Genomic DNA, 23,112 nt, shown 5'->3' on the forward strand with positions numbered 1-23,112 from the left:
TATGATACGAATATTGCTAGTAGATGATCATCCTTCAGTTGGTGAAGGAACCAAACTAATGATTGAAAAAGAGGAGGATATGGAAGTTACTGTAGTAGATTCGGCTGGTAAGGCTTTAGAGCTAGTCCCAAAACAAGAATACGAGCTAATGTTATTTGATTTGCGGATGCCTGGTATGAATGGAATCGAACTCATCAAAAAAGTTCGGGCTTTAGGAGTGAAAACGCCGATTCTAATATATTCTGGTTATGATATTGGGCCACATTTTAATACGCTAGTAGAAGCTGGAGTGTCTGGATTTATTAGTAAGACCGAACCAAGAGACCAATTAATTATGTATATCAGGTGCGTTATTGCTGGGAAGGTGATTCTTCCTCTTTCCCTATTTAAGCAACTTAGGCGGGTAGAGGTGCAAGTAGGAGAATCAGAACCTGTTACAGCCTCTCAAGAAGCGGAGGTAGTAGAAGAAGCTACAGATGTATCCATTAATCCAAAAGAACAAGAAATTCTTCAAGAAGTCGCCAAAGGAAAAAGCAACAAAGAAATCGCCAAAAAGTTTTACCAAAGTCAACGAACCATCGAGTACAACTTAACCGAAATATTCCGAAAGCTACAAGTAAAATCCCGCGCAGAAGCAGTATTGAAATCGAAGCAGTGGGGAATTATTGCTGAGGATATTGATGAATAAAGAGAGGAAGGGCTAAACCTTATGGGTTTGGCCCTTTTTTAGTATTTAGTGAATTTTTGGGATGGAGGGAAGGGCGCGCTTTAGAGGCATAATATGGAAGATTTGGATTCGAGGCATATTAGGAAGAGAGCGTAACGCACCCCCGAGAGAGCGAAAGCGGGATGGAAGAGAGCATAACGCACCTCAGAGAGAACAAAAAACGTCTAGGGATCCCCTAGACGTTTCATTAATACCTATTTATTCATTTGCTACTTTCCAATATTCATAAGCATGAACAGCATTGCCGTGGTAGGATGGGTTGTCGTTGAAGTGACGTTTCGCTTCATCTAACTCTTCTTCCATCACTTGCTTACCTTCTTCATAGAACGAAATGTGCTTGTTTTCGTCCATCTCTTGCATCTCAACAGATACGACGAGTTCCTTGTTAAGCTCCTCTGCAAATTCCATTTCTTTCTTCGATACATCAATAATACCGTTGGTTCCTGCGGCTGTATCTCTGAAAGCCATTAAAGTAGTGTGGTCTAATGTGTCGATGAACCACTTACTGAAAGAAGTGTCTTGCTCGCCTGGTGTTTTGTAATCGTCTAGCCATATGGCTAGGTCTGCGCTCGTTTCTAAATCGGAATTCTTGTTCACTTCGTCCACGAATGTTTGGATGTTCGTCTTCCAAGTCTTCAGAACGTCCTCTGTATTTCCATTCCAGTTCTTTAAGACATATGGTTCGATATCAAGGTGAATCCCATCAAATTGCTGTCTTGGAGGAACGGCTTTTTGATAGCTAGTTACATAGTCAACAAACATGTTAAGGCGCTTTTCCCCTTTTTCAAGAGCCCAATTAGGGTGGCCACCCATAGCGTGTACCTCAATGCCTGCTTCATGAGCTTTTTCTACAAATTCGTTGTAAACCGTGTAATCTTGCGTACGATCTAATCGAGTATAAAGCAAGTTAATATCTTTTTCTTTTGCAAACTCTAGAATTTTATCTGGTTCCTCAATAGCATTTTCAGCATGCCATATGTAGGTTCCGCGAATGTCTTCATTATCGACTTCTTCAAAATTAGGGTCTTTTTTTGCGTTGGACAAGTAATTCTTAAATTGATTATCCATTGTTCGAGCTAAAAAGATAGAGAATTGTGCTCGAGTAGTGGAAGCATTGGGGCGGAACGTATCGTCAGGGAAACCTATCGAAATTCGATTGGAAACCACTTCACTGACATATTTGCGGTTACCGTTTACATCATCGAAGTCTTTAGAGATGGGTTCATTCTCTAGGTTATAGGCTCTTGTTAATACAGCAGCCATTTCAATTCGTTTAATATTTCGGTCAGGTTGAAATTCATTCGAATCGGTCCCTTGAATGATGCCCTCATCTACTAATGTAGCAACATATTTATAATGAGGATGTTCTTTAGAAATATCATCAAAATTAGGATTTGGACGATTGTCAGTTGATAACCCTAATTCTCTCGTTAGCATAATGGCAGCTTCCATTCGAGAAACATCATTCCCAGGCCGGAATGTACCATCTGGATACCCCTTAATAATACCTTGGTCTTCGAGATACTGGATTTCTTCATTCCCTGTAATGTCTTCTGAAACATCGGGATAGTTTGTCTCACCATGAGCGAATGGTGCACTCCAAGCTGTAGCAATAAATAAGCTTGCTAAGAGACTTGCTGTGATTTTGTTTGTTAATCCACTCACTTCTGTTCCTCCTCTCAAATCGTTAAGTGTCACCATCTTATTTAATTCTCCATATAAGAGGCTCACTCCGTTAAAACTTTCGAACTGGATACTATATATAATGGGGTTAGAAGTATATACATTATTTCACTATATCTGTGGAACCTTTTAAAAGCACAGAGATAACTGTGTTCTTTCCCCTCATTTTTTATATCCTTTTCTAGTAACCTAGTGACTTCTATCAAATTAGTCTTCAGCATTCAGCCAGTAATCATAGGCATGTACCACATAACCTTTGTAAGAAGATTTTTGACTAAGTTCTTCTTCTGTTTGCTCGAGAGCCTCTTCCATTTCTTTCTCTCCTTCTTCATGAAAGGAAATGTGTTCTACGGATTCATTTTGTTTCATTTCAACAGATATGATGATAGGTTTATCCAAGTTCGTTGCAAATTCCATTTCTTCTTTAGATACGTCTAAAATTCCACCAGATCCTTTCGCATAATCTCTAAATGCCATAAGTGTTGTATGATCTAATTGGTTTATCATCCATCGACTAAAGGAAGAGTCTTCTTCGCCGGGGATTTCATGATCGTCTAGCCACATAGCTAAATCAACACTTGTTTCTAACTCGGACTCTTTTTTCACTTCGTCTACAAACAACTCAATATTGTCTTTCCACGTACGTAATACTCCGTTCTTATCTTTAGACCATTCAGGCAAAACGTAAGGCTCAATATCGAGGTGAATACCGTCGAATTTCTGCTCCTCTGCTACTGTATTATTGTAGGTTGTGACGTAATTAATAAACATTTTTAATCGTTCTTCGCCTTTTGCCAGAGCCCAGTTCGGGTGACCTCCCATAGCATGCACTTCAATTCCAGCCTTATGTGCCCTTTCTACAAAGCTTTTATATGCTGAAAAATCTTTTCTGCGATCTAAGCGAGTGTATAGAAAATTGAGGTTTTTTTCTTTAGCGAATTCTAGGATTTCATCAGGAGATTCGATTAAATTACTGGCATGCCAGATGTAGGTTCCTTTAACGGAGGATGGATTTTGATTAGTAGACTCGTCAGATTCATCCGTTTCTTCATCTGTTTTTTCTTCCGTCGTCTTCTCAAGAGAGGACCAATGACTGTATCGATCTACAGCGAAACCGATATAAGAAGGTTCCTCTTTTAAATGATGTTCTAATATATTTAGGTGCATGTTCAAATTGCCAATCCCTTCTTCGTAGAAGGAAACATAATCCTGTCCTGTGTCTTCGAGAGTGATGCCGACTACTATTTTCTTACCCAACTCATTCGCAATGTTAAGTTCATCCTCTATTAAGGAAACAACACCGTTTTGCCCTTCTAGCGTATCGCGAAAAGCTAAAATCGTAGTGTGATCAAATTGACTAATCAACCACTTGTTAAAAGTCGTCTCCGGTTTGTTTGGTGTCTTCACCTCATCTAACCAAAAAGGAATAGAGGCGCTGGTTTCTAATCTTTTGGAGGCATGTACATCTTCCGTGAATGTACGGATGTTTCCTTTCCATTCCTTAAGAATGGTTTGGGCATTTGTGTACCATTGCTCCAGAAGCTGAGGTTGAATTTTTAAATGAATACCTGCAAATTGTTCATTCTGATTTACCTCGCTGTTGTAGTTCTGAACCCAATGAGAAAAATCAAGCAATGCTTGCTGATTGGCTTTAAGAGCCCAAGAGGGTTTTCCTCCTAATGCGTGTACATCAATCTCTTCTTCTGAAGCCTTACGAATGAAGTTTTTATAAACGGAAGGGGAATGCTTCGAGTCGACCTTAAGGTAGATGGTGTTGATTTCGTTCTGTTTACTTTTTTTTATAATATCTTCTGTTTCGGATGTAAGGTCGGTATCCTCTACCCATAACGCATTCTTCTTTTCTTCAGGATTCGACCAACCTGTAAGAATTATTGAAATGCTAATCAATAGCATGAGATACATCGGTTTTTTGTTCATATTTTTCCCCCCCACTTCTTTGGATAAATCAAATTGTCACACTTATGATGCTATAGATAGCACCAGTTACTTTTTGATTCATCTGTATTTGTAAATATTTTTTTATTACAAAATACGGCATTTTTCCTGCTTACAATTACTTCGTGTTTTTCGGTGGTTCCGAAATCCAGTTTCGGTACTCCGGGTGAATCTTTTCACAAACAACGTAATAATTGACTGGTGCTAATGTAAGCGCATAACCAAACCAACTTTTCTCCTGATTATCTACACTCCTTCCTTTGAGCGTTTTTCGGTAGATTCCGTTAATACCGAAATAAAAATTCGTAACTCCGAACTACGGTTTTCGATGAGAAGCCATGAAAGGCCGTGTTAGGGTTAAGTCGTGCTTGAAAATAATGCACCTTAAAGGTAAATGTTTCGACATGTTTTTGCAAGATGTTTTTCAAAAATATGGAAAATAAGTGTTGGGTTACCGTTTCGTAACTTCACTGAATAAGAAAATCTTCATTTACTCTTGCACGTGTAATAAGGGAGGCATGAACCATCGTTTGGAAGAGAGGGAAAAGTATCCTAATCCTTCTGCTATTACTCATTGTTGGCGGTACTGCATATTTTAAAGTCTTCGCAATGGAGAGTATTGAGCGGAAAGAGTTAGAAGACGGTACTCAAATGAAATTTCGAACGACGAATAATGAAATTGAAATCTATAAAAATGATTCATGGTCACCTCTTTTTATTAAAGGTGTAAATCTAGGAGCAACGTTACCGGGTAAGTTTCCTGGGTCATTACCAATCACCAAAGATGATTACTTTCGTTGGTTTGGCATGATAAAAGATATGGGAGTTAATACTATTCGGATTTATACCATTCATAAGCCAGTCTTTTATGAAGCCTTAGTTGAATTTAATCAACGTCATGGAGAAGATCCTCTATACTTCATGCAGGGAGTTTGGTCCCCAGTAAATCTATTAGAAGAGCAAGAGGATGCACAATCACCTGAAGTAACAAAAGCTTTCAAAGAAGAGGTTAAAAGAGCAGTTGGAGCTGTTTATGGAGATATCACCATTCCAGAAAAGGATGGTAAAGCGAGCGGGACGTACACAGCAAATGCTGGTCAGTATTTACTAGCCTGGCACCTCGGAACAGAGTGGGGGCCAAAAATTGTCCAAAACACGAATGAAAAGCATTCGGATGCAGCACCTGTGAAAGGTGAACATTTTCAATCAAAACAGGATGCTGCGGCTTTTGATAAATGGCTAGCTGAATTACTAGATTACACAGCCCAATTAGAAAAGAAACATGGATGGGAACACCCAATGACCTTTACGAATTGGGTTACAACAGATCCATTACAGCATCCCAAGGAACCTTTACCAACAGAAGATTTAGCAAGTGTTGATGCAACAAATATCGAGACCGAAAACTGGGAAGCAGGCTACTTTGCCTCATATCATGCGTATCCGTATTACCCAGATTTTCTCCGTTTAACTGATAAATACAACCATATTAAGAATACAGAAGGAAAAGTTGACCCTTACAAAGGCTACCTTCGAGAATTAAAAGATTACCATGAGAACATGCCGATTATGATTACGGAATTTGGGGTGCCGTCCTCACTCGGTAACGCTCATATTGGACCGTTAGGAAGAGACCAAGGAGGTCACACCGAGAAACAACAAGGCAATATCAACGCGGACTTATTAAAAACCATCTATCAAGAAGATTATGCTGGAGCGTTAGCATTTGAATGGCAAGATGAGTGGTTCAAGAAAACATGGAACACGATGTCCTTTGAAGAAGCTCATAGCAGGCCTGATTGGTACAACTATCTATCAAATGAAATGTCCTATGGACTCTTAGGAATGTATCCAGGAAAAGAAGATGACATTCAAATTGATGGAAAACAAGATGATTGGCAAAAGCTTAAAGATAAAGAAAAGCAAGACATTACACCTAAGATGGACGGTTGGAAGTCGATTACTACTACACATGATGAAGGTTATGTGTACATCACAGCAAAACTTGAAAATAACTTTAGTCCAAGCAAAGAAAATCTTTACCTGGGTGTAAACACCATTTCTGGTGGGATTACGCAAGGTGGTCCCTTACAAGATGCACAACTTAACGAAGGACTAGAAACACTTATTCGTTTTGGTAAGGAAAAAGAAACTAAAGTGCTCATTAGCTCTGACTATGATTACCATAATCAGCTATATAAAGGAGAAAAAGGAAAAGCTAGGATTTCGAAAGACACCGGCACCTTCCAACCTTGGCAACTACCCGTGAGTTTAAAATTAGAACCTCCTCACGCTAAGTACTCTGTACCTTTTAAAGAGGTTGAAGTAGGAAAACTGCCAAAAGGAACAGCTGGAGAGTTTGATAGTAAAGATTATCAACCTCAGGTTCTATGGCAATCGCAAGGGAACGTTATTGAAGCAAAAATTCCGTGGGCTTTGCTCGGATTTTCAGATCCTAGTAAACGAAACGTTGTAAGCTATGAAACACACAAGCAAGAAACGAATGAATTGAAAACGAAGAAGGCAGAAGGAATTCAGTTCGTTCCTTGGACGGTACTAGAAGGATCAAGTAAAGCAACTGGCCTAAGCGAGGAGCCTTTCCCTGTTACAGAGCTTCCTTTATACAAATGGGAGCCATGGACAAAGGTTCAGTACGCTGAACGAAAGAAAGAGAGCTATTACGAAATGCAAGACGCCTTTAAGCAATTAGAAGAAATCAAAAAATAGGGAGGGGAACCAATGTTTTTTAACCTACAAATGGCCTATTGGGTTGTTTATGGATTACTGGCAATAATGGGGATTTTAACCATTGTTATCATGGCAATTAAATTTAAAAATGTCAGAAATCAGAAAAAAACAGAAGTGTCTCTACAAAAATTCCAGAGTTATCTGGACTATGTTCAATCACAACTTGATGAGGAAGATAGATTACGGATACCCAATCAAAAAGTAGGTGACTTTGACAAAAAAGTACTTCAAAAAGTTCTAATTGATTGGATTCAACGTCTATCCGGAGTTCACCGGGATAAGCTAATCACACTTTGTCATGATTTAGGATTAATTGATTTCAACTTAAAACAAATCAAAAGCTTGTCTGAATTTAAGCGGTTAGATGCAGCTTACTATTTAGGAAGTATGCGAAGTTCAGAAGCTATACCGGATTTGTTCAAACTATTAAAGAAAAACAAAGAAGGTCCTGAAGCCTTTATTATTGGTCGCTCCATTGCTCAAGCTGCAGATAAGCCAGAAGATGTGAAAGAGATGCTGACATACTTGGCTAAAGAGGAGCGAGAGAATTACCACTTACTAGCAGATATTGCAGGTGAGTCGACGCTAGATATGAGTGTGCAATACAAACAACTATTAACTAGTGAGAATACAGAACTAGTGAAGTTAGCTCTATTAGGCTTATCTAATCAAACTGATTCTGGAATGGATTCCAATGTTCGTTCCTTTGTGTATTCCAAAGACAAAGAAATTCGAATGAACGCTGTAAGACTCCTAATTACATCTGGTGCATGGACATCGGGTGAAATAAAACAGATGATTCATTTTAATGATTCAGACGTTCGGGCATTCATTGCCCAATGGATTGGAGATTCTGGAGTTGTTCAATTTGCTGATCAGTTGCAAGAGGGGGTTAAGGATTCGGATAAGATTGTAGCTCGTACCTGTGCCAAAAGTCTACTAAAACTAGGTGAATCTGGCTTTATCAAACTATGTGAAGTAACGATTCAGAACGAAGGTCAGCCCGTTGCCGATCTCGCTTTAGAATGTATTCAAGAGGACCTGAAAGAAAGCTCTGTTAAAACAGGAAACATCGAACATGTTACAAGTTATAATCAGAAATTGTACTTGTATCAAAAATACTTTGGTAAAGATGAAGACTTAACACAAGCGATATAAGCAGGAAGGAGAGGAAAATGAGAGAGATACTATTTGGTTACGGTATATTCGCAATGTATTACGTAATCGCAATTAACACGATTTATTTAACAATCATTCTATTTTCCTTTAATAAAGTGTCCTCTATCTTAAAAGGAACTCTTTATTCGAAATATCAATCCTTATCGGGATCCAAAAATGTACCACCAATCTCAGTCTTAGTACCAGCATATAATGAAGAATTAACGGTCATAGAAAACGTAAGATCATTACTCGCATTACACTATCCAAAATATGAAGTCATCGTTGTTAACGACGGTTCAAGTGACAAAACAGTGGAAGTCATAACCGAGGAATTTAATTTAAAATACTTCGCACCGTCTTCCGTTGAGAAGAAAATAGAAACCGCTGAAGTAAGAGGCATTTATTACAATCCAAACTACCCGAACCTATATGTAGTCGATAAGGAAAATGGAGGTAAGGCAGATTCCTTAAATGCTGGTATTAACTTATCAAACTATCCACTTATTGCATCGATTGACGCGGACTCTTTACTAGAAAAAGACGCCCTAATCCGTATGGCTAGAAAGTATATGGAAAACCCGGAACAAAACGTGGCAATTGGCGGGAATGTCCGCATTGCTAACGGTTGCAAAATTGAAAATGGCGTTGTGAAAGACGTGAACTTGCCGAAGAAACTACTTCCGATGCTGCAAACTGTTGAGTATATGAAAGCGTTCCTTGGTGGTCGTATCGGCTGGAGTAAAGTGAATGGCTTAATCATTGTCTCCGGTGCCTTCGGAGTATTCCGAAAAGATTATGTAGTGGAAGTTGGAGGTTATCGTGGTGGTTATCCTGGTGAGGATATGAACATCATCATCAAGCTTCACCGCCACATGCTAGAAAACAAGCTTCCTTACAAAGTTGAATTTGTTCCTGATGCCGTGTGCTGGACACAAGCGCCAGATAGCTTCAAGATCCTCGGTAGTCAACGTAAAAGATGGGGACGCGGTAACTTGAAGAATATGATTGATGAAGGACGCCACATGTTCTTGCGTCCAAAATACAAGATTATGGGACTACTAACGATTCCATACAACATTATATTTGAAACGCTAAGTCCGTATTTCCGCATAACAGGATTATTGGCTTTAATTGGGTACACGATGATGGATATGACTGGTTGGAAGATTCTCTTAGCATTTAGCTTAGTCAACATCGCCTATGGAACATTACTAGGATTAGGATCTCTATTAATAGAAGAGATTGCCTTCCAACGTTTCCCTAAAGTAAGAGATTTCTTCAAAATGCTTGGATATACCGTGTTAATGTTCTTTGGATATCGACAACTCGGTATTCTATGGAGGTTCCTTGGTCAAATTGATTACTTCCGTAAGAATAACACCTGGGGCACGATGACAAGGACAAGCTGGAACTCAGAGGACAACAAATCAGCCTAATGAAACGTAGCAATGAGGAGGAATTTGTAATCATGGCACAAAGTCAACATGTTGGTTCACGTATCGTTAAAACCTTTAACCATTTTCTTCAATATTATCAAGAAAGCAAATTAGCTTGTGGGATTATTATCGTTCGTACTGATTTGAATGAAAAGGAACTAGAAAATCTTCAAAGCTTTATGGAGAAAGAGGAACCAACAGTAGGAGCTCAGTTTAGTTATGATCACTCAGAAGGTCTTCTTGGAATTCTTCTAGATGATTGCAACATTGGCTACACTCATTTTTATTCACTATTTATTAAAGATTATTTACAGCAACAAGGATGTCTGAAGGGTTCCCTTTTAGTAGGGAGTTTTCCAGAAAGTAGTGATTATGCTGAGCAAATGTTATTCAGTATGATTTGGGAAATGATGGACAAACCTCAAGACCAGTACAATATTGAACTATTTCAATATGACCGTCCTAGCAAAGAATGCAATCGTTCCATCCTATTGGTAGATAGTGATGAAAGTGTACTTGAGATTCTATCCTCCTTTTTACGTGGAAAAGGATATGATGTTCACACTGCAAAGGATGGGAAAGAAGGACTGGATCAATTTGAAAAAATCGTCCCTGAACTAGTCATTACAGAAATCAACCTATCTGCTTTGGGTGGATATCAATTTATAAACCAAGTTAGAGACGCCGAAGCTCCGACGCAAATTATGGTATTAACGAATAAGCATCTAGAAGAGGACATGAAGCGAACGTTTGAATTTGGCGTTTCCGAATATATGACGAAGCCATTTTCATTAATAGAAATAGAAGCTCGCATGAAGAGACTGATAGAACATTCTATGTAAAGGTAGTTTTGTTCATTAGTAGTTTGTAACGTTAGTTTGATTCTGTTAACTATAATTCATAGTAAAGAGAGGGATTTAGAATGAATTTTTATAGTCAATTAATTCAAAAAATCGATGAGAAGAAAGCAAATATTGGAGTAGTGGGTATGGGCTATGTAGGCCTGCCACTAGCAGTAGAAATGGTGAAATCGGGATTCACAGTATGCGGGATAGACCTTTCTGAAGATAAGATTAACCAATTGAAAAAAGGTCACTCTTACATTCAGGACGTTTCCCATGAAGAAATGGAAGAAGTTATTGCTTCCAATCGCTTTCTTCCAACGACAGACTATGAGGCAGTTAAAGAATTAGACGCGATTAGTATTTGTGTGCCAACACCACTTAGTGAAAACCAGGATCCAGATACCTCCTATATCACGGGTGTAATCAACAGTATTAAGCCACACATGAAAAAAGGTACGCTTATTACACTTGAAAGCACAACGTATCCAGGGACAACAGAAGAATTAATCTTAAACGAATTCAAGAAAATGGGTTACGAAGCTGGAAAGGATTTCTTCCTATGTTATTCTCCGGAGCGTGTAGACCCAGGTAATGATAAGTACAATACGCAAAACATGCCTAAAGTTATTGGTGGTACAACAGAACAATGTACAGAGTTAGGCGTTAAACTGTATAGCCATTATGTTGGCAACGTAGTACCTGTTTCCTCTCCGAAGGTAGCTGAAATGTCTAAGTTACTAGAAAACACCTTCCGTAGTATCAACATTGCATTCGTTAACGAAATTGCAATGATGTGTGAACGCATGGATATTGACGTTTGGGAAGTAATCGATGCAGCTGCAACGAAGCCATTCGGATTCATGAAATTCCAACCAGGACCAGGAATTGGTGGCCATTGCATCCCATTAGATCCTATGTATCTATCTTGGAAGGCAAAAGGATACCGTTTCTATAGTAAATTTATCGATCTAGCACAATCGATCAACAATAACATGCCAGATGTTGTCGTAAGCAAAACCTCTCAGGTATTAAACCTTGATGGTAAGTCCATCAATCGTGCCAACATCTTAATCCTTGGTATGGCTTATAAGCCAAACGTGGCTGACTTGCGCGAATCTCCAGGTCTATATCTATATGAATTGTACAAAGAAAATGGAGCTAATGTTCAGTATTTAGATCCACATGCGCAAAGCTTCATCGATGATAGTGGAGATGTTGTTCATTCTGTACCTTATATCGAAGATCAATTGAAACAATATGATTGTATGGTACTCGTAACAAATCATAGTGATTTCGATTATGATCAGCTAGCGAATCTTGGTGTACCAATTGTGGATACTCGTAATGCATTTAAAGATTATGAACAGCAACACATTCACAAGCTTGGCACATCTTCAAAAGTATTCGATCGTCAAGATTCAGTAGCGTTGTAAGATAATAGTTTTATCTACATTCGAAGGCTAATCAAAACTACTATTTTATAAAAGAAGGAAGGATGAATCATATGTGCGGAATTATTGGTTACATTGGAGCAAGAGAAACACAAAATATACTAGCAAACGGTTTAGAAAAACTAGAATATAGAGGGTATGATTCTGCTGGAATCGCAGTATGTGATGGAGAGTGCATCCAAACTGAAAAAACAGTTGGACGTCTAGATAGTTTACAAGAAAAACTGATTGAATCTCCTAAGCAAGGTTCTTTAGGTATTGGTCATACAAGATGGGCAACACACGGTCGTCCATCTAACGAAAACTCTCATCCCCATACGGATGAAGAAACGGAATTCGCAGTCGTTCACAACGGCATCATAGAAAATTATCTAGATGTAAAAGAAGAGCTAATGGCAGAAGGTGTGACATTCACATCTGAAACTGATTCAGAAGTAATTGCTCATCTATTCTCTAAACTATACGACGGTGAAATGATCTCCACTATCCAAAAAGTCGTTCAAAAGCTAAAAGGTGCTTATGCACTAGGCGTAGTGACGAAAAATGATCCAGACACACTTTATGCCGTACGCCAAGCAAGCCCACTAATCGTTGGGGTTGGGGAAGACGAGAACTTCATTAGCTCTGATATCCCAGCACTTCTTGAGCATACACGTGATATGTTAATTCTTGAAGATGGCGAGATTGCGGTTCTAAAAAGAGAAGGCGTTTCCCTATTAGATCTAGAAACAGCTAATCCGATTGAGCGCGACGTATTCAAAGTGGATTGGGATATGGAGCAAGCAGAAAAGAATGGCTTCGATCACTTCATGCTTAAAGAAATTTTTGAACAGCCAAATGCGCTTCAAAAAACGATGACGGGTCGCTTTGATGAAGAAAATAATAAAGTAGATTTCCAAGAGCTTGATTGGACAGCTGACAAAGTGAACAATTGGAATAAAATCTATATTGTAGCGTGCGGTACAGCTTATCATGCAGGATTAATCGGCCAGAATGCAATTGAAGAATTAACACGCATCCCAGTATCTGTAGAGATTGCTTCTGAATTCCGTTACCGCCGTCCAATTATCGATGAGAACACACTTGTAATCGTTGTGAGCCAATCTGGTGAGACAGCCGACACATTAGCTGCTCTTCGTCAAAGTCAAAAAGTAGGTGCAGAAGTACTAGGCATTACAAACGTTGTAGGAAGCTCCATTGCTCGTGAAGCGGATAATGTCATCCTAACAATGGCTGGACCAGAAATTGCAGTAGCTTCTACGAAAGCATATACAACTCAGGTTCTATCTTTCTACCTACTAGGTACGTATGTTGCACAAATGAAAGAAATGATTTCAGATGAGTATCGTGAAAAACTTGTAAAAGGAATTCAGGCTATCCCATCTCAAATCGAGGAAGGACTTGAGCATACAAAAGGACTTCAATGGTATGCAGAATCTATTAAAGATTCACAGAGCGTATTCTTCCTAGGTCGTGGACTAGATCATGCTGTCGCTCTAGAAGGTTCTTTAAAGCTTAAAGAAATTTCTTATATTCACTCTGAAGCATATGCAGCTGGCGAACTTAAGCACGGAACGTTGGCTCTTATTGAAGAGGGAACTCCAGTGATTGCCCTTGCAACGCAGGACGAAGTGTACGAGAAAATGCTAGGTAACATTGAAGAAGTAAAAGCACGTGGTGCACAGGTTATGGGTGTAGCAACAGAAGGTAACATGAAGATTTATCAGTATGTAGATGAAACGTGCTATATCCCAGCAACGTTATCTCTTCTAACACCGCTACTATCCGTAGTTCCATTACAAATTATCTCTTATTACACAGCTCTAGCACTAGATAAGGATATTGATAAGCCAAGAAACCTTGCTAAGAGCGTAACGGTAGAATAATCAACCCCAAAACTAGGATAGAAAGCGAGTGCATGGCATGACGCAAACGTTGGAAAGAAGACGCGAAGAAATGTTAGACGAAGGGTTATTGCTAGGAATTATGCAAGGAATTAACCAAAAAGTTGAAGACCAAGAAATCGTCCAAGATGCACAGCTTATCGATGAAGTAATTGATTCACTAAAGCCCTTATACGGTCCTCAAGCAAGTAGAGGACATCATGACAATCAGTAGAGATTTAGTGTGGAAAAGAATGACAAACCTTATCAGGGGGATATGATGACACAAACATTTGCCGTCGTGTTAGCTGCAGGAAAAGGTTCTCGTATGAAATCAGACCTGCCAAAGGTGTTGCATCCCGTATGTGGCAAACCAATGGTGCAGCATATCACGGATAAATTAACGAACCTTAACTTCAACCAAATTGTCACTGTTGTAGGCCATAAAAGTGACATGGTTAAGAAACAATTAGGTGATACAGTTGATTATGCCATGCAAAATGAACAGCTTGGTACCGCTCATGCTGTGAAGATGGCAGAAAGACAGCTAGCAGAAAAAGAAGGTACAACCTTAATTATTACAGGAGATACTCCTCTAGTAACAGAAGAAACACTAGAGGAACTCCTGCAGCATCACCAAGAAACCAATGCGTCAGCTACCATTTTAACGATGAATACAGAAGATCCATCTGGATATGGACGTATTATTCGTAACAATCAAGGTCAAGTGGAACGTATTGTCGAACAAAAAGATGCGTCAGAGGAAGAGCTAGCAATCAAAGAAGTCAATTCAGGCATCTTCTGTTTTGATAACAAGCAGCTATTCACTTCCCTTCAGAAGGTTAGTACGAACAACAATCAAAGTGAGTACTACCTACCAGACGTCATTGAAATCTTGAAAAATGAAGGAAATATTATATCTGCTAGTAGTACAGATGATATAGAGGAAGGACTTGGGGTGAATGACCGCCTTCAGTTATCCAATGCAGAGCAAATCCTTCGCAATCGAATTCTGGATCTTCATATGACAAATGGAGTAACTATTACAGATCCATCTACTGCATATATCGAAGCGGATGTGACCATTGGACAAGATACGACAATCGAACCAAGAGTTCATCTTCGCGGTAAAACGAAAATCGGCTCTAGCTGTGTTATTGGTCCTGACGTGGATCTAATTGACTTTGAAGCGGAAGACAAAACAAAGATTTCTAATTTCTCTATGACCAATGACTTATGCAAAATGCCGATCGGAAATGAATGATGCAGTAGATATACTTCCCGTTCAAAGGAGAGGGCTTTTCTATGAACGATCGAAAACAAGCACTCCTAAACAGCCTTCAGCATAGAAGGAAAATAACCGTCATCATGGTACTACTCATTAGTTTAGGTATCCTCACCACAACTACATTTATGGGTGGTGGAAAAGAAGAAGTGAAAGCGACATGGATATGGGATGTAGAACAAATACAAGAAAACCCTGAAAAAACAATTTCGTTTGCGAAACAGCAAAATGTGAATCTTATTTACGTTCATGTAAGCATAAAAGACTTTTCACCTAAGCTGTATCGTTCGTTTATTGAAGAAGCTAGTAAACAAGACATCAACGTGTATGCCCTTGGTGGAGACCCAACTTGGGCATTAACAAAGAATCAAGATAGTATGGACAAGTTTGTTTCTCAAGTGAAAAACTACAATCGAGTAGTTTCAGATGAACAGAAGTTTGAAGGTATTCATTTAGATGTAGAACCTTACCTTCTTCCCGAGTGGAAAAAGAATCAGAATGAAGTCATCGAACAATGGATGATGAATACCGCAACTGTTGTGGATCAAGCAAAGGCTAATACGGAGTTAGCGGTAAGTGGTGACTTTCCATTTTGGGTTCATAAGTTGAATGTTCCTGGTAGCTCGCAGAAAGTCAGTGAATGGATGTTGAATAAATTAGATTCCATCACGATCATGGCTTATCGAGATTATACAGAAGGAACCAACGGCATTAAAAGCATCGTCACACCATTAGTCAATCAGGCTCACCAACACAACAAATCCGTCATTGTTGGAGTGAACGTGATTGATACGTCAGAAGGAAGCCATACGACCTTTCATGGAAACAAACCAGGTCAGATGGCTAACGAACTAGACAAGCTGGAACAACAATTTAACGACCATGGTGGCTACGCTGGAATAGCCATCCATGATTATAAACATTGGAAGACCAATGTACATTAATCTTTTTCTCCCTCCCCCTATATAAATAGAACCACCCTGAAGGTATGGATAAGCATACTGGAAGGGTGGTTTTTTGTTGTTACAGAAGGTATGCTTATGAAATTCGACATTATACAAGTTCATGTATATATTCTAACAATTCTTCTGTTTGTTATCTCATCTGAAAGAATCCCTTTATCGTAACTACATCGTCATTCGCTAAACTCATATAAAGGCCCCCTTTATTTCATTCAAACTTGAAATTCATGCTTGATTTTATTATGTGAAGAACCATCATATACCTCAAATTGGGGTTTTTAGGTGAAATTTTAGTTTTAACTATAGAATGGAAACTTACAAAGAATATTTCCTTATCAGCCCCATTGTGCGACAAACAAATAATGGTCTCAATAAAGTTCCGCGACAATGCTGAAGCTCTTAGATTTTAAGTGAATCCTTTTCTTAGAAAGGCTCTCATATCTTTTAATAACAGGGGATAGAACTAGTAGTAAAACACATCCTAACATAAACTAAATTTTATTTGGAGGAATAACAATGGATTGGGATTTTGTATGGAAATCAGCCCTAATAGTTATTGTAGGAACTTTTTTACTAAGAATAGCAGGCAAAAAAACCATATCGCAAATGACTTTAGCTGAAACGGTTATTATGATTGCTATAGGTTCATTGCTGATTCAGCCAGTAGCAGGAAAGAATGTATGGGTTACGTTTCTGGTAGGTGGTGTACTTGTCTTAACATTAATCGTTATGGAATTTATTCAAGTAAAATCGGACGGTATGGAAAAGTTAATCACAGGAAAGTCGAAAGTCATTATTCAGAATGGTCATCTACAGGAAAAAACGTTAGCGAAATTGAGAATGACAGTTGATCAGTTAGAAATGAATTTACGGCAAAAAAATGTCTCCAATTTGAGTGATGTAAAGTGGGCTACATTAGAACCAAATGGTCAAATTGGATTTATATTGAAAACAGAAGCGCAGCCTGTAGCACAGAAGGATTTACAGGAATTAATACAGGCAATAGAGAATAATTCTCAGCAATTGCAACAACTAAAGGAACAAATGACATCTTCAAAAGTGCCAAATGAAACCATGTTCACAGAGATTGAAAATAAAAAGGCTAAAAAGAGCTTTTCAGATAAATTACAATAGTTTTAAAAATTAGAAAGGTCGAGTAGATCTTTAATGACTACTTTGACTTTTTATACTAAGCATCTCATTCTGTTTCCCTTAGATGATTTGTTGAATTTGTCGGCTGTTTTCTTATACTTGGAGAAAAATGAAACTAGATAACTGTGAATTACATGAGTTTCAATCGGTAAATTTGAGTGTTCACAAAATTTTTTTTATTAACGTAGCAGGGGAATATACTTTTGCGTTAGGGACAATATAGGAGGGTGAAATTTTTCAAGATTTAAATAGGAGGATGATTATGGGAATATTAAGTGGAAACCCTACAAATGAACCGATGCATTATGGGGAGGTATTTGGTACGTGGACAGCTCTTCAAACAGCTAAAGGATCTATTGCTGCCTATCAAACTAAACTGAACCATATTGGAGACAAAGATTTATATAAGTTGGTAGAAGATATCATTAGCCAGGCTAAACAAGAGGAAAAGCAAATTGAACAATTATTAAAAGATAATGGTGTTGGTTTACCACCAACTCCACCAGAACGTCCTAAAGCAAAATTAGAGGAGATTCCTGCAGGAGCTCGTTTCCAGGATCCGGAGATTGCTGCTGCCATTGCGCGTGACAATTCTATGGCGTTAGTATCTGCTAGTCAGGTGATGGGTCAATGTATTAGGGAGGATATAGCCATGATGTTTGGCCAATTCCATACAGAAAAGGCAACTCTAGGCGCTAGAATTCTTAGGTTGAATAAAGAAAAAGGTTGGTTAATCCCACCTCCACTTCATCATAGTCAAGTAGCTGAAGTGAAATAAATAGTTGAGCTCCTTACATGGAGGTGTTTATGGTGTTAGTGGATAAAAAGTTGAATGTTACCATGATTTTAGGTTTAGTGGGAACCGCCTTAACTAGTGTTTTCAGTATATTGCTTCTTATGAAAAATAGGGAGATTGATCACAAGCTAGATCAATTAACTGAAAATAAGATCGAATAGTAGGCTGATTTGAGTAGGATGTATTTGATTTTGCTTCTTCAAGTCCAGCTTCACCAAGAGTTTCAAACTTATGTATCCAGGATCGAATCGTAGACCAATTCAAGTTATAAATCGTTACGAATAAGGTTAAAGTAGTAAGTTTCTCCACAGTAGAAAAAGAACTTCTCGACATACAAAAAACCCCCTAAGATAAACAGTTTTATTTTTATACTGTGTACCTTAGGGGAGCATCTCAATTTTGCTCTGAGCTTTTTACAATAGAAGAGCCTCTTTACTAAAAAATCATATGCGCAATGAGCGTGATGATCGGTAACGTAATGATGGTACGTTCTAGAAAAATGATAAAAAGTTCTCTTAAGTTAATTGGGATGTTCGAGCCTAGCAATAGGCCACCGACTTCTGACATATAGATTAACTGTGTTACAGATAAGGCAGCAATAATGAACCGGGTCATCTCGCTTTCAATGGAAGAGCCAATCAATGCTGGTAAGAACATATCTGCAAAGCCTACTAGAATCGTCTCAGAAGCGGCGCTTGCTTCTGGAATTTGCATCAGTTCAAGCAATGGAATGAACGGCATGCCTAGCCATGTGAAAACAGGTGTATATTCTGCAATCACAAGGGCGATGGTACCTAGCGCCATGACAATTGGGGCGACACCCATCCACATGTCTAAAATATTTTGCGCACCGTTTTTGAAGAAATCTTTCACACTTGTTTGGGTTTTCGATCTTTCTAGTGCTTTATAATACCCCCAAGTAAGAACGTTATAGCCTTGTGGAGATTTCGGTTCTGGTTCGCCTTGTTCACCTGTAATATATGTGTTTTCCTTTTTGGAAAGTGGCGGGATGCGCGGCATAATAATCGCAGCAATAACCCCGGATAACAATACCGTTCCATAAAAGGCAGGGAACATATGGGAGAGGTCAACCTTATCAATAACGACTAGCGTAAAGGTAATCGACACTACGGAGAAGGTGGTACCAATAATCGCTGCTTCTCTTTTGGTATAATGTCCTCCTTGATATTGCTTGCTTGTCAAAAGAACACCAATCGTTCCGTCACCTAACCAAGACGCAAGGGAGTCAATTGATGAGCGCCCAGGTAGCTTGAAAACCGGTCTCATAATCACGGTTAACATCGTGCCAAAAAACTCTAGCAAACCGAAATTTAATAATAATGGTAAGAATAATCCCGCAAATAAAAATACGGTAAATAATACGTGTAATAAATCATTTAATAACAAACCACCAGTAGCTCCTGAATAAATAAACTCAGGACCAATTTTAAATAAGGTGAGAATGGCGAAAATAGCACCTAAAATACGGACCGATGTCCATATGGCAGACACATCAAATAAACTTTGAAAAAATGGAAACTTCGCTAGGCGATCTCCACCTGTTGCTTTAACAACGATAGTCGCTAACGCTGTAATCGTAATGATAATTGTCATAATAGCAGAAAGCTCGTCCGCTAAACGCACCTGAAGTAACTCAGCGAAATACGCAACAGGTATCGTAAAGCTTTCTTCTCCCTCTATTTCTACTTGGAATGGCACCATAAATAGTAGAATTCCGAGTAAAGAAGGGAGAATAAATTTAATATGATCGCTTGTTTTAAATGGGAATTTGCTCTTCTGATTCATGTTGAGTTACCTCCTAATAAGGGCATCATAAGTATGCACCGCTATTCATTTTAATACATGCACTCATAGAAATCTAATAAAAATTTATGGTAATGAATAGTTATACACAGTTTTGGGATGGGGGACAGGTTCCTCGTCCCACTTTTTTGAGATGATGGACCTGTCCCTCCGTCTCATTTTTCCAGAACCTCCTCTGACTCCTTGTTATAGTTTGTACGTCGCTAAATGGGCTCTTACGCCTTTCTCAATAGATAAAAGATCCAAAAAATAATCGTTCAATTTAGATTGATAGACTTCCCATTCCTCAGAAAGATATGGGCATTCTCTTATTTGCTCATAAAGAAAACGGATTTCGTTTTTCTCATATGTAGTTAGTACATCAAAATCAAATACATAAGAATGATTAAGGTCATTCGGTTCGAATTTCACTAATCCTTGCCCGTATTCCCGACGACTTTCCTTTAGTACTTCCTCTGCAATATCTGTAAGGAAGTAGGCCATTATAATAGGAATGTCTTGTTGGTACTTCTCATGGATATAAATACTATGAAAAGGGGTTAGGTGGACAATTCCTGCTTCATTACGGACAAACTGTAACTTTGTTCGATTGAACGTTCGAAACCAAATTGGAGCTGGATCTCGAACTTCAGCTTTATACCATGGAGAGCGGTGCTTCGTTAAGTAGCGTAAATGAAATTGATGCGTTTCTCCGTATTGAATATAGTTGGCAATGGGAATATCAAGTGTTCTATCTGATTGAAGGTTTAGTAACGTAACAGGTGCATTTTGTTCAAACAATCCCTGCCAATCTTTTTCAGTGAAAAAAGGAGTCTTTACTTGATGAGCCTTTGTGATACACGGTATCCAATAGGAAGAAGAAAGACTTCGATCTTGGATATCGCTCTTTCTTAAGCAAAAGAAATCATTCGCTCCTGTCGCAATACCTCGAGAAGCGTATCCGAATTCCGTAAAAGGTTTTACTTGTTGCAGTTCTTTGAGCAATGATGGCTGATAATAGACCCGCCACTTTTTGGATGCATCTAATGAATCGAAAAGATAGCGCTTTCCTAAAGGTTGATCATGATCCGCTTGGGTAGCAATGTATGTGTGTACGTTAGGCAAATCTTCTTGGGTGTACATACTAATAAACTCTACCGAATCATTTGTAGCATCCCGCTCGCATAATAGGATAACAGAGGTTGTTAGAGCATCTTCAAACCAATTGTGCTGGAAGTCGGTAATCAAGATATACTTTAGTAATTTTTGATCAAGCAGATATTGCTTTATTTTCTTCCCATAATCCGCATTCAAGAATTCGGATGGAACGATGAATGCTGCCCGCCCCCCTTGATGTAATTGGTTAAGCCCTTTTAGTAAAAATAAATTGTACATATTCGTATTTCCGGGCAAACGAAGACGAAGTTTCTCTTCAAAGGTGGTTAAAATAGTTTGTTTGTGTTGGTGAGTGGACATCTTTAAATAGGGCGGATTAGCAATAACAGCATCATACATTTGCTCCCAATCTTCCTCCAAAAAATCCGAATGATGAAGGTTGATGCTTGGAGGTGAATCAGTCCTATCCTTTGTAGCCTTCACCATTGCTTCATCAACATCGTACACATTCCAAGTTGTTTGCGCCCTCTCGTCTAAAGGTTGATACATGCTAGGAAAAATCCCCAATCCTACAGCAGGATCTAGGACGGACGTAGGGTTGCATTCAGATATCCAACTAACCATGAGACTTGCGATGGCTGGTGGTGTGAAATATTGTCCTAACTGTTTTCGATAAGTTACGCTTGTTTGTTTCCTATAGTGGTGTTCAGGTGTGATGGCCTCCATTGTAAACGCTCTCCTTAGGTTGTTCACTTATCCCTATTGTAACGAATTGAATAAGCAATCTCATTAAAAAAATATAATTGGGAAAGCTGAGACTATTAAAATTAGAATGAACAGGGTAAACGTTCTACAATAAAAGAAACTTGCTTATAAATGAGGGATTTTTGTATGCGTTCGTTTGCAACACCAAAGGTTGTCGTTAGTAAATGTTTAGAATTTGATCATGTCAGATATAACGGGGAACTAATACCAGACAAAGTTGTGCAGCGCCTGAAATCTCACGTCACGTTCATGCCTGTCTGTCCGGAAATGGAAATAGGATTAGGGGTGCCAAGAGATATCATTCGTATCGTAAGGCAAGGGGACAAAGAGAAACTTGTCCAGCCTTCAACGGAGAAGGATCTTACGGAAGATATGAATGCCTTCTCTAAAGGATTTCTTGAAGCGATGTCTGATGTAGATGGATTCTTACTGAAAAATCGCTCGCCAACATGTGGAACGCAAGATGTGAAGGTGTACGATAAACTAGAAAAGTCTCCCGTAGTAGGAAAGACAAAGGGCTTTTTTGCACAAAATGTATATGATTACTTCCCTGGTCTTGCCATCGAAGAAGAGGGACGTCTGAAAAATTACCGAATCCGAGAGCACTTCTTTACGAAGCTATTCACACTAGCTGAATTTCGAGAACGAAAGCAAGAACCTACGATGAAAAGTCTTGTCGAATTCCATTCCAAAAACAAATATTTATTCATGGCGTACAATCAAAAAACGTTAAAAGCGATGGGGAGACTTACAGCAAATGCAGATAAGAAGTCAGTAGAAGAAGTGTTTACAGAATACGAAGAGCATCTGCAGTGGATGTTTCGTCAACTGCCAAGTAGAAAGTCAAATGTGAACGTTTGTCAGCATATTATGGGGTATTTCAAGAACGACCTGACAAAAAGTGAGAAAGACTATTTCATAGAAGAACTAAATAAATTTTATGATGAAAAGATACCATTGAGCGCTGTATTAAGCATATTAAAGTCATGGATCATCCGTTTCCAAAACGACTATTTAATGCAACAAACGTACTTCGAGCCTTACCCAGAAGACCTAATAGAAATTAGCGATTCAGGAAAAGGGCGCGCTTATGCATAATAAGAATAAAACGAGAAAGGAGAACCTGCCTGTGGTAGGTTCTTTTTTTGCACTTTCAGAAAGTTTAAATCTTTTAAAGGATGAAAGTATAAATGCAATTAGGCCTCTGTCTGCGCCAAAGGCTTGCCAATCTGCAAGTTTTCTTTATACTACATCGAAATGGTATAAACATAACGACACCTTCTCGATATTACTCTAATAAAATAACGCTTGCATTAGGTTTTATCGCTTTAGTAAAAAAATAG

General features: G+C 38.7%; 18 protein-coding genes. 13 read left to right on the forward strand and 5 right to left on the reverse strand.

From position 1 onward, the window contains the following. The first annotated feature begins 1 nt into the window (after position 1). Positions 2–688: a response regulator transcription factor gene (locus tag GLW08_RS14255; protein ID WP_160849306.1), complete on the forward strand. Its 687-nt coding sequence runs from the start codon at positions 2–4 to the stop codon at positions 686–688. Positions 689–925: 237 nt separating this feature from the next. Here the strand turns inward: GLW08_RS14255 and GLW08_RS14260 are convergent, their stop codons facing one another. Further along, a complete protein-coding gene (locus tag GLW08_RS14260) occupies positions 926–2,392 on the reverse strand; it encodes an S-layer homology domain-containing protein (protein ID WP_160849307.1) in 1,467 nt (488 codons plus the stop codon). 225 nt (positions 2,393–2,617) lie between these two features. Beyond that, complete coding sequence (locus GLW08_RS14265; protein WP_160849308.1) at positions 2,618–4,348, reverse strand: hypothetical protein; 1,731 nt, start codon at positions 4,346–4,348, stop codon at positions 2,618–2,620. 669 nt (positions 4,349–5,017) lie between these two features. Between GLW08_RS14265 and GLW08_RS14270 the strand changes: the two genes are divergently transcribed. From GLW08_RS14270 to GLW08_RS14320, 11 genes are all read left to right on the forward strand, one after another. Next, positions 5,018–7,093, forward strand: a complete 2,076-nt coding sequence (locus GLW08_RS14270) for a hypothetical protein (RefSeq protein ID WP_237458454.1) — start codon at positions 5,018–5,020, stop codon at positions 7,091–7,093. A gap of 12 nt (positions 7,094–7,105) precedes the next feature. Continuing rightward, complete coding sequence (locus GLW08_RS14275; RefSeq protein WP_160849309.1) at positions 7,106–8,272, forward strand: HEAT repeat domain-containing protein; 1,167 nt, start codon at positions 7,106–7,108, stop codon at positions 8,270–8,272. Between the two features lie 17 nt (positions 8,273–8,289). Next, entirely contained in the window at positions 8,290–9,711 is a 1,422-nt protein-coding gene (locus GLW08_RS14280; RefSeq protein WP_160849310.1) for a glycosyltransferase family 2 protein, read from the forward strand. A 32-nt stretch (positions 9,712–9,743) separates the two neighbouring features. Beyond that, entirely contained in the window at positions 9,744–10,553 is an 810-nt protein-coding gene (locus tag GLW08_RS14285) for a response regulator transcription factor (RefSeq protein ID WP_160849311.1), read from the forward strand. 80 nt (positions 10,554–10,633) lie between these two features. Next, entirely contained in the window at positions 10,634–11,989 is a 1,356-nt protein-coding gene (locus GLW08_RS14290) for a nucleotide sugar dehydrogenase (protein ID WP_160849312.1), read from the forward strand. A gap of 71 nt (positions 11,990–12,060) precedes the next feature. Next, positions 12,061–13,893: a glutamine--fructose-6-phosphate transaminase (isomerizing) gene (glmS, locus tag GLW08_RS14295; protein ID WP_160849313.1), complete on the forward strand. Its 1,833-nt coding sequence runs from the start codon at positions 12,061–12,063 to the stop codon at positions 13,891–13,893. Positions 13,894–13,930: 37 nt separating this feature from the next. Continuing rightward, complete coding sequence (locus tag GLW08_RS14300) at positions 13,931–14,125, forward strand: hypothetical protein (RefSeq protein WP_160849314.1); 195 nt, start codon at positions 13,931–13,933, stop codon at positions 14,123–14,125. A gap of 42 nt (positions 14,126–14,167) precedes the next feature. Continuing rightward, a complete protein-coding gene (gene glmU / locus GLW08_RS14305) occupies positions 14,168–15,154 on the forward strand; it encodes a bifunctional UDP-N-acetylglucosamine diphosphorylase/glucosamine-1-phosphate N-acetyltransferase GlmU (protein ID WP_272917089.1) in 987 nt (328 codons plus the stop codon). Positions 15,155–15,195: 41 nt separating this feature from the next. Further along, positions 15,196–16,119: a hypothetical protein gene (locus tag GLW08_RS14310; protein WP_160849315.1), complete on the forward strand. Its 924-nt coding sequence runs from the start codon at positions 15,196–15,198 to the stop codon at positions 16,117–16,119. 534 nt (positions 16,120–16,653) lie between these two features. Beyond that, positions 16,654–17,271: a DUF421 domain-containing protein gene (locus tag GLW08_RS14315; protein ID WP_160849316.1), complete on the forward strand. Its 618-nt coding sequence runs from the start codon at positions 16,654–16,656 to the stop codon at positions 17,269–17,271. Positions 17,272–17,551: 280 nt separating this feature from the next. Continuing rightward, positions 17,552–18,067 carry a DUF3231 family protein gene (locus GLW08_RS14320; protein ID WP_160849317.1) on the forward strand — a complete coding sequence of 172 codons (516 nt, stop codon included), beginning with the start codon at positions 17,552–17,554 and terminating at the stop codon, positions 18,065–18,067. A gap of 117 nt (positions 18,068–18,184) precedes the next feature. Here the strand turns inward: GLW08_RS14320 and GLW08_RS14325 are convergent, their stop codons facing one another. From GLW08_RS14325 to GLW08_RS14335, 3 genes are all read right to left on the reverse strand, one after another. Continuing rightward, positions 18,185–18,418 (reverse strand): helix-turn-helix domain-containing protein, encoded by a 234-nt coding sequence (locus GLW08_RS14325; RefSeq protein ID WP_160849318.1) that lies wholly within the window; start codon positions 18,416–18,418, stop codon positions 18,185–18,187. A gap of 102 nt (positions 18,419–18,520) precedes the next feature. Further along, complete coding sequence (locus GLW08_RS14330) at positions 18,521–19,891, reverse strand: YjiH family protein (RefSeq protein WP_160849319.1); 1,371 nt, start codon at positions 19,889–19,891, stop codon at positions 18,521–18,523. Between the two features lie 204 nt (positions 19,892–20,095). Then, complete coding sequence (locus GLW08_RS14335) at positions 20,096–21,730, reverse strand: HsdM family class I SAM-dependent methyltransferase (RefSeq protein ID WP_160849320.1); 1,635 nt, start codon at positions 21,728–21,730, stop codon at positions 20,096–20,098. 165 nt (positions 21,731–21,895) lie between these two features. Here GLW08_RS14335 and GLW08_RS14340 point away from each other — a divergent pair, with 165 nt between their 5' ends. Further along, entirely contained in the window at positions 21,896–22,867 is a 972-nt protein-coding gene (locus tag GLW08_RS14340; RefSeq protein ID WP_160849321.1) for a YbgA family protein, read from the forward strand. The last annotated feature ends 245 nt before the right edge of the window (positions 22,868–23,112 follow it).

Origin of the sequence: Pontibacillus yanchengensis (assembly GCF_009856295.1) — a bacterium.
Taxonomy (GTDB): Bacteria; Bacillota; Bacilli; order Bacillales; family BH030062; genus Pontibacillus; species Pontibacillus yanchengensis_A.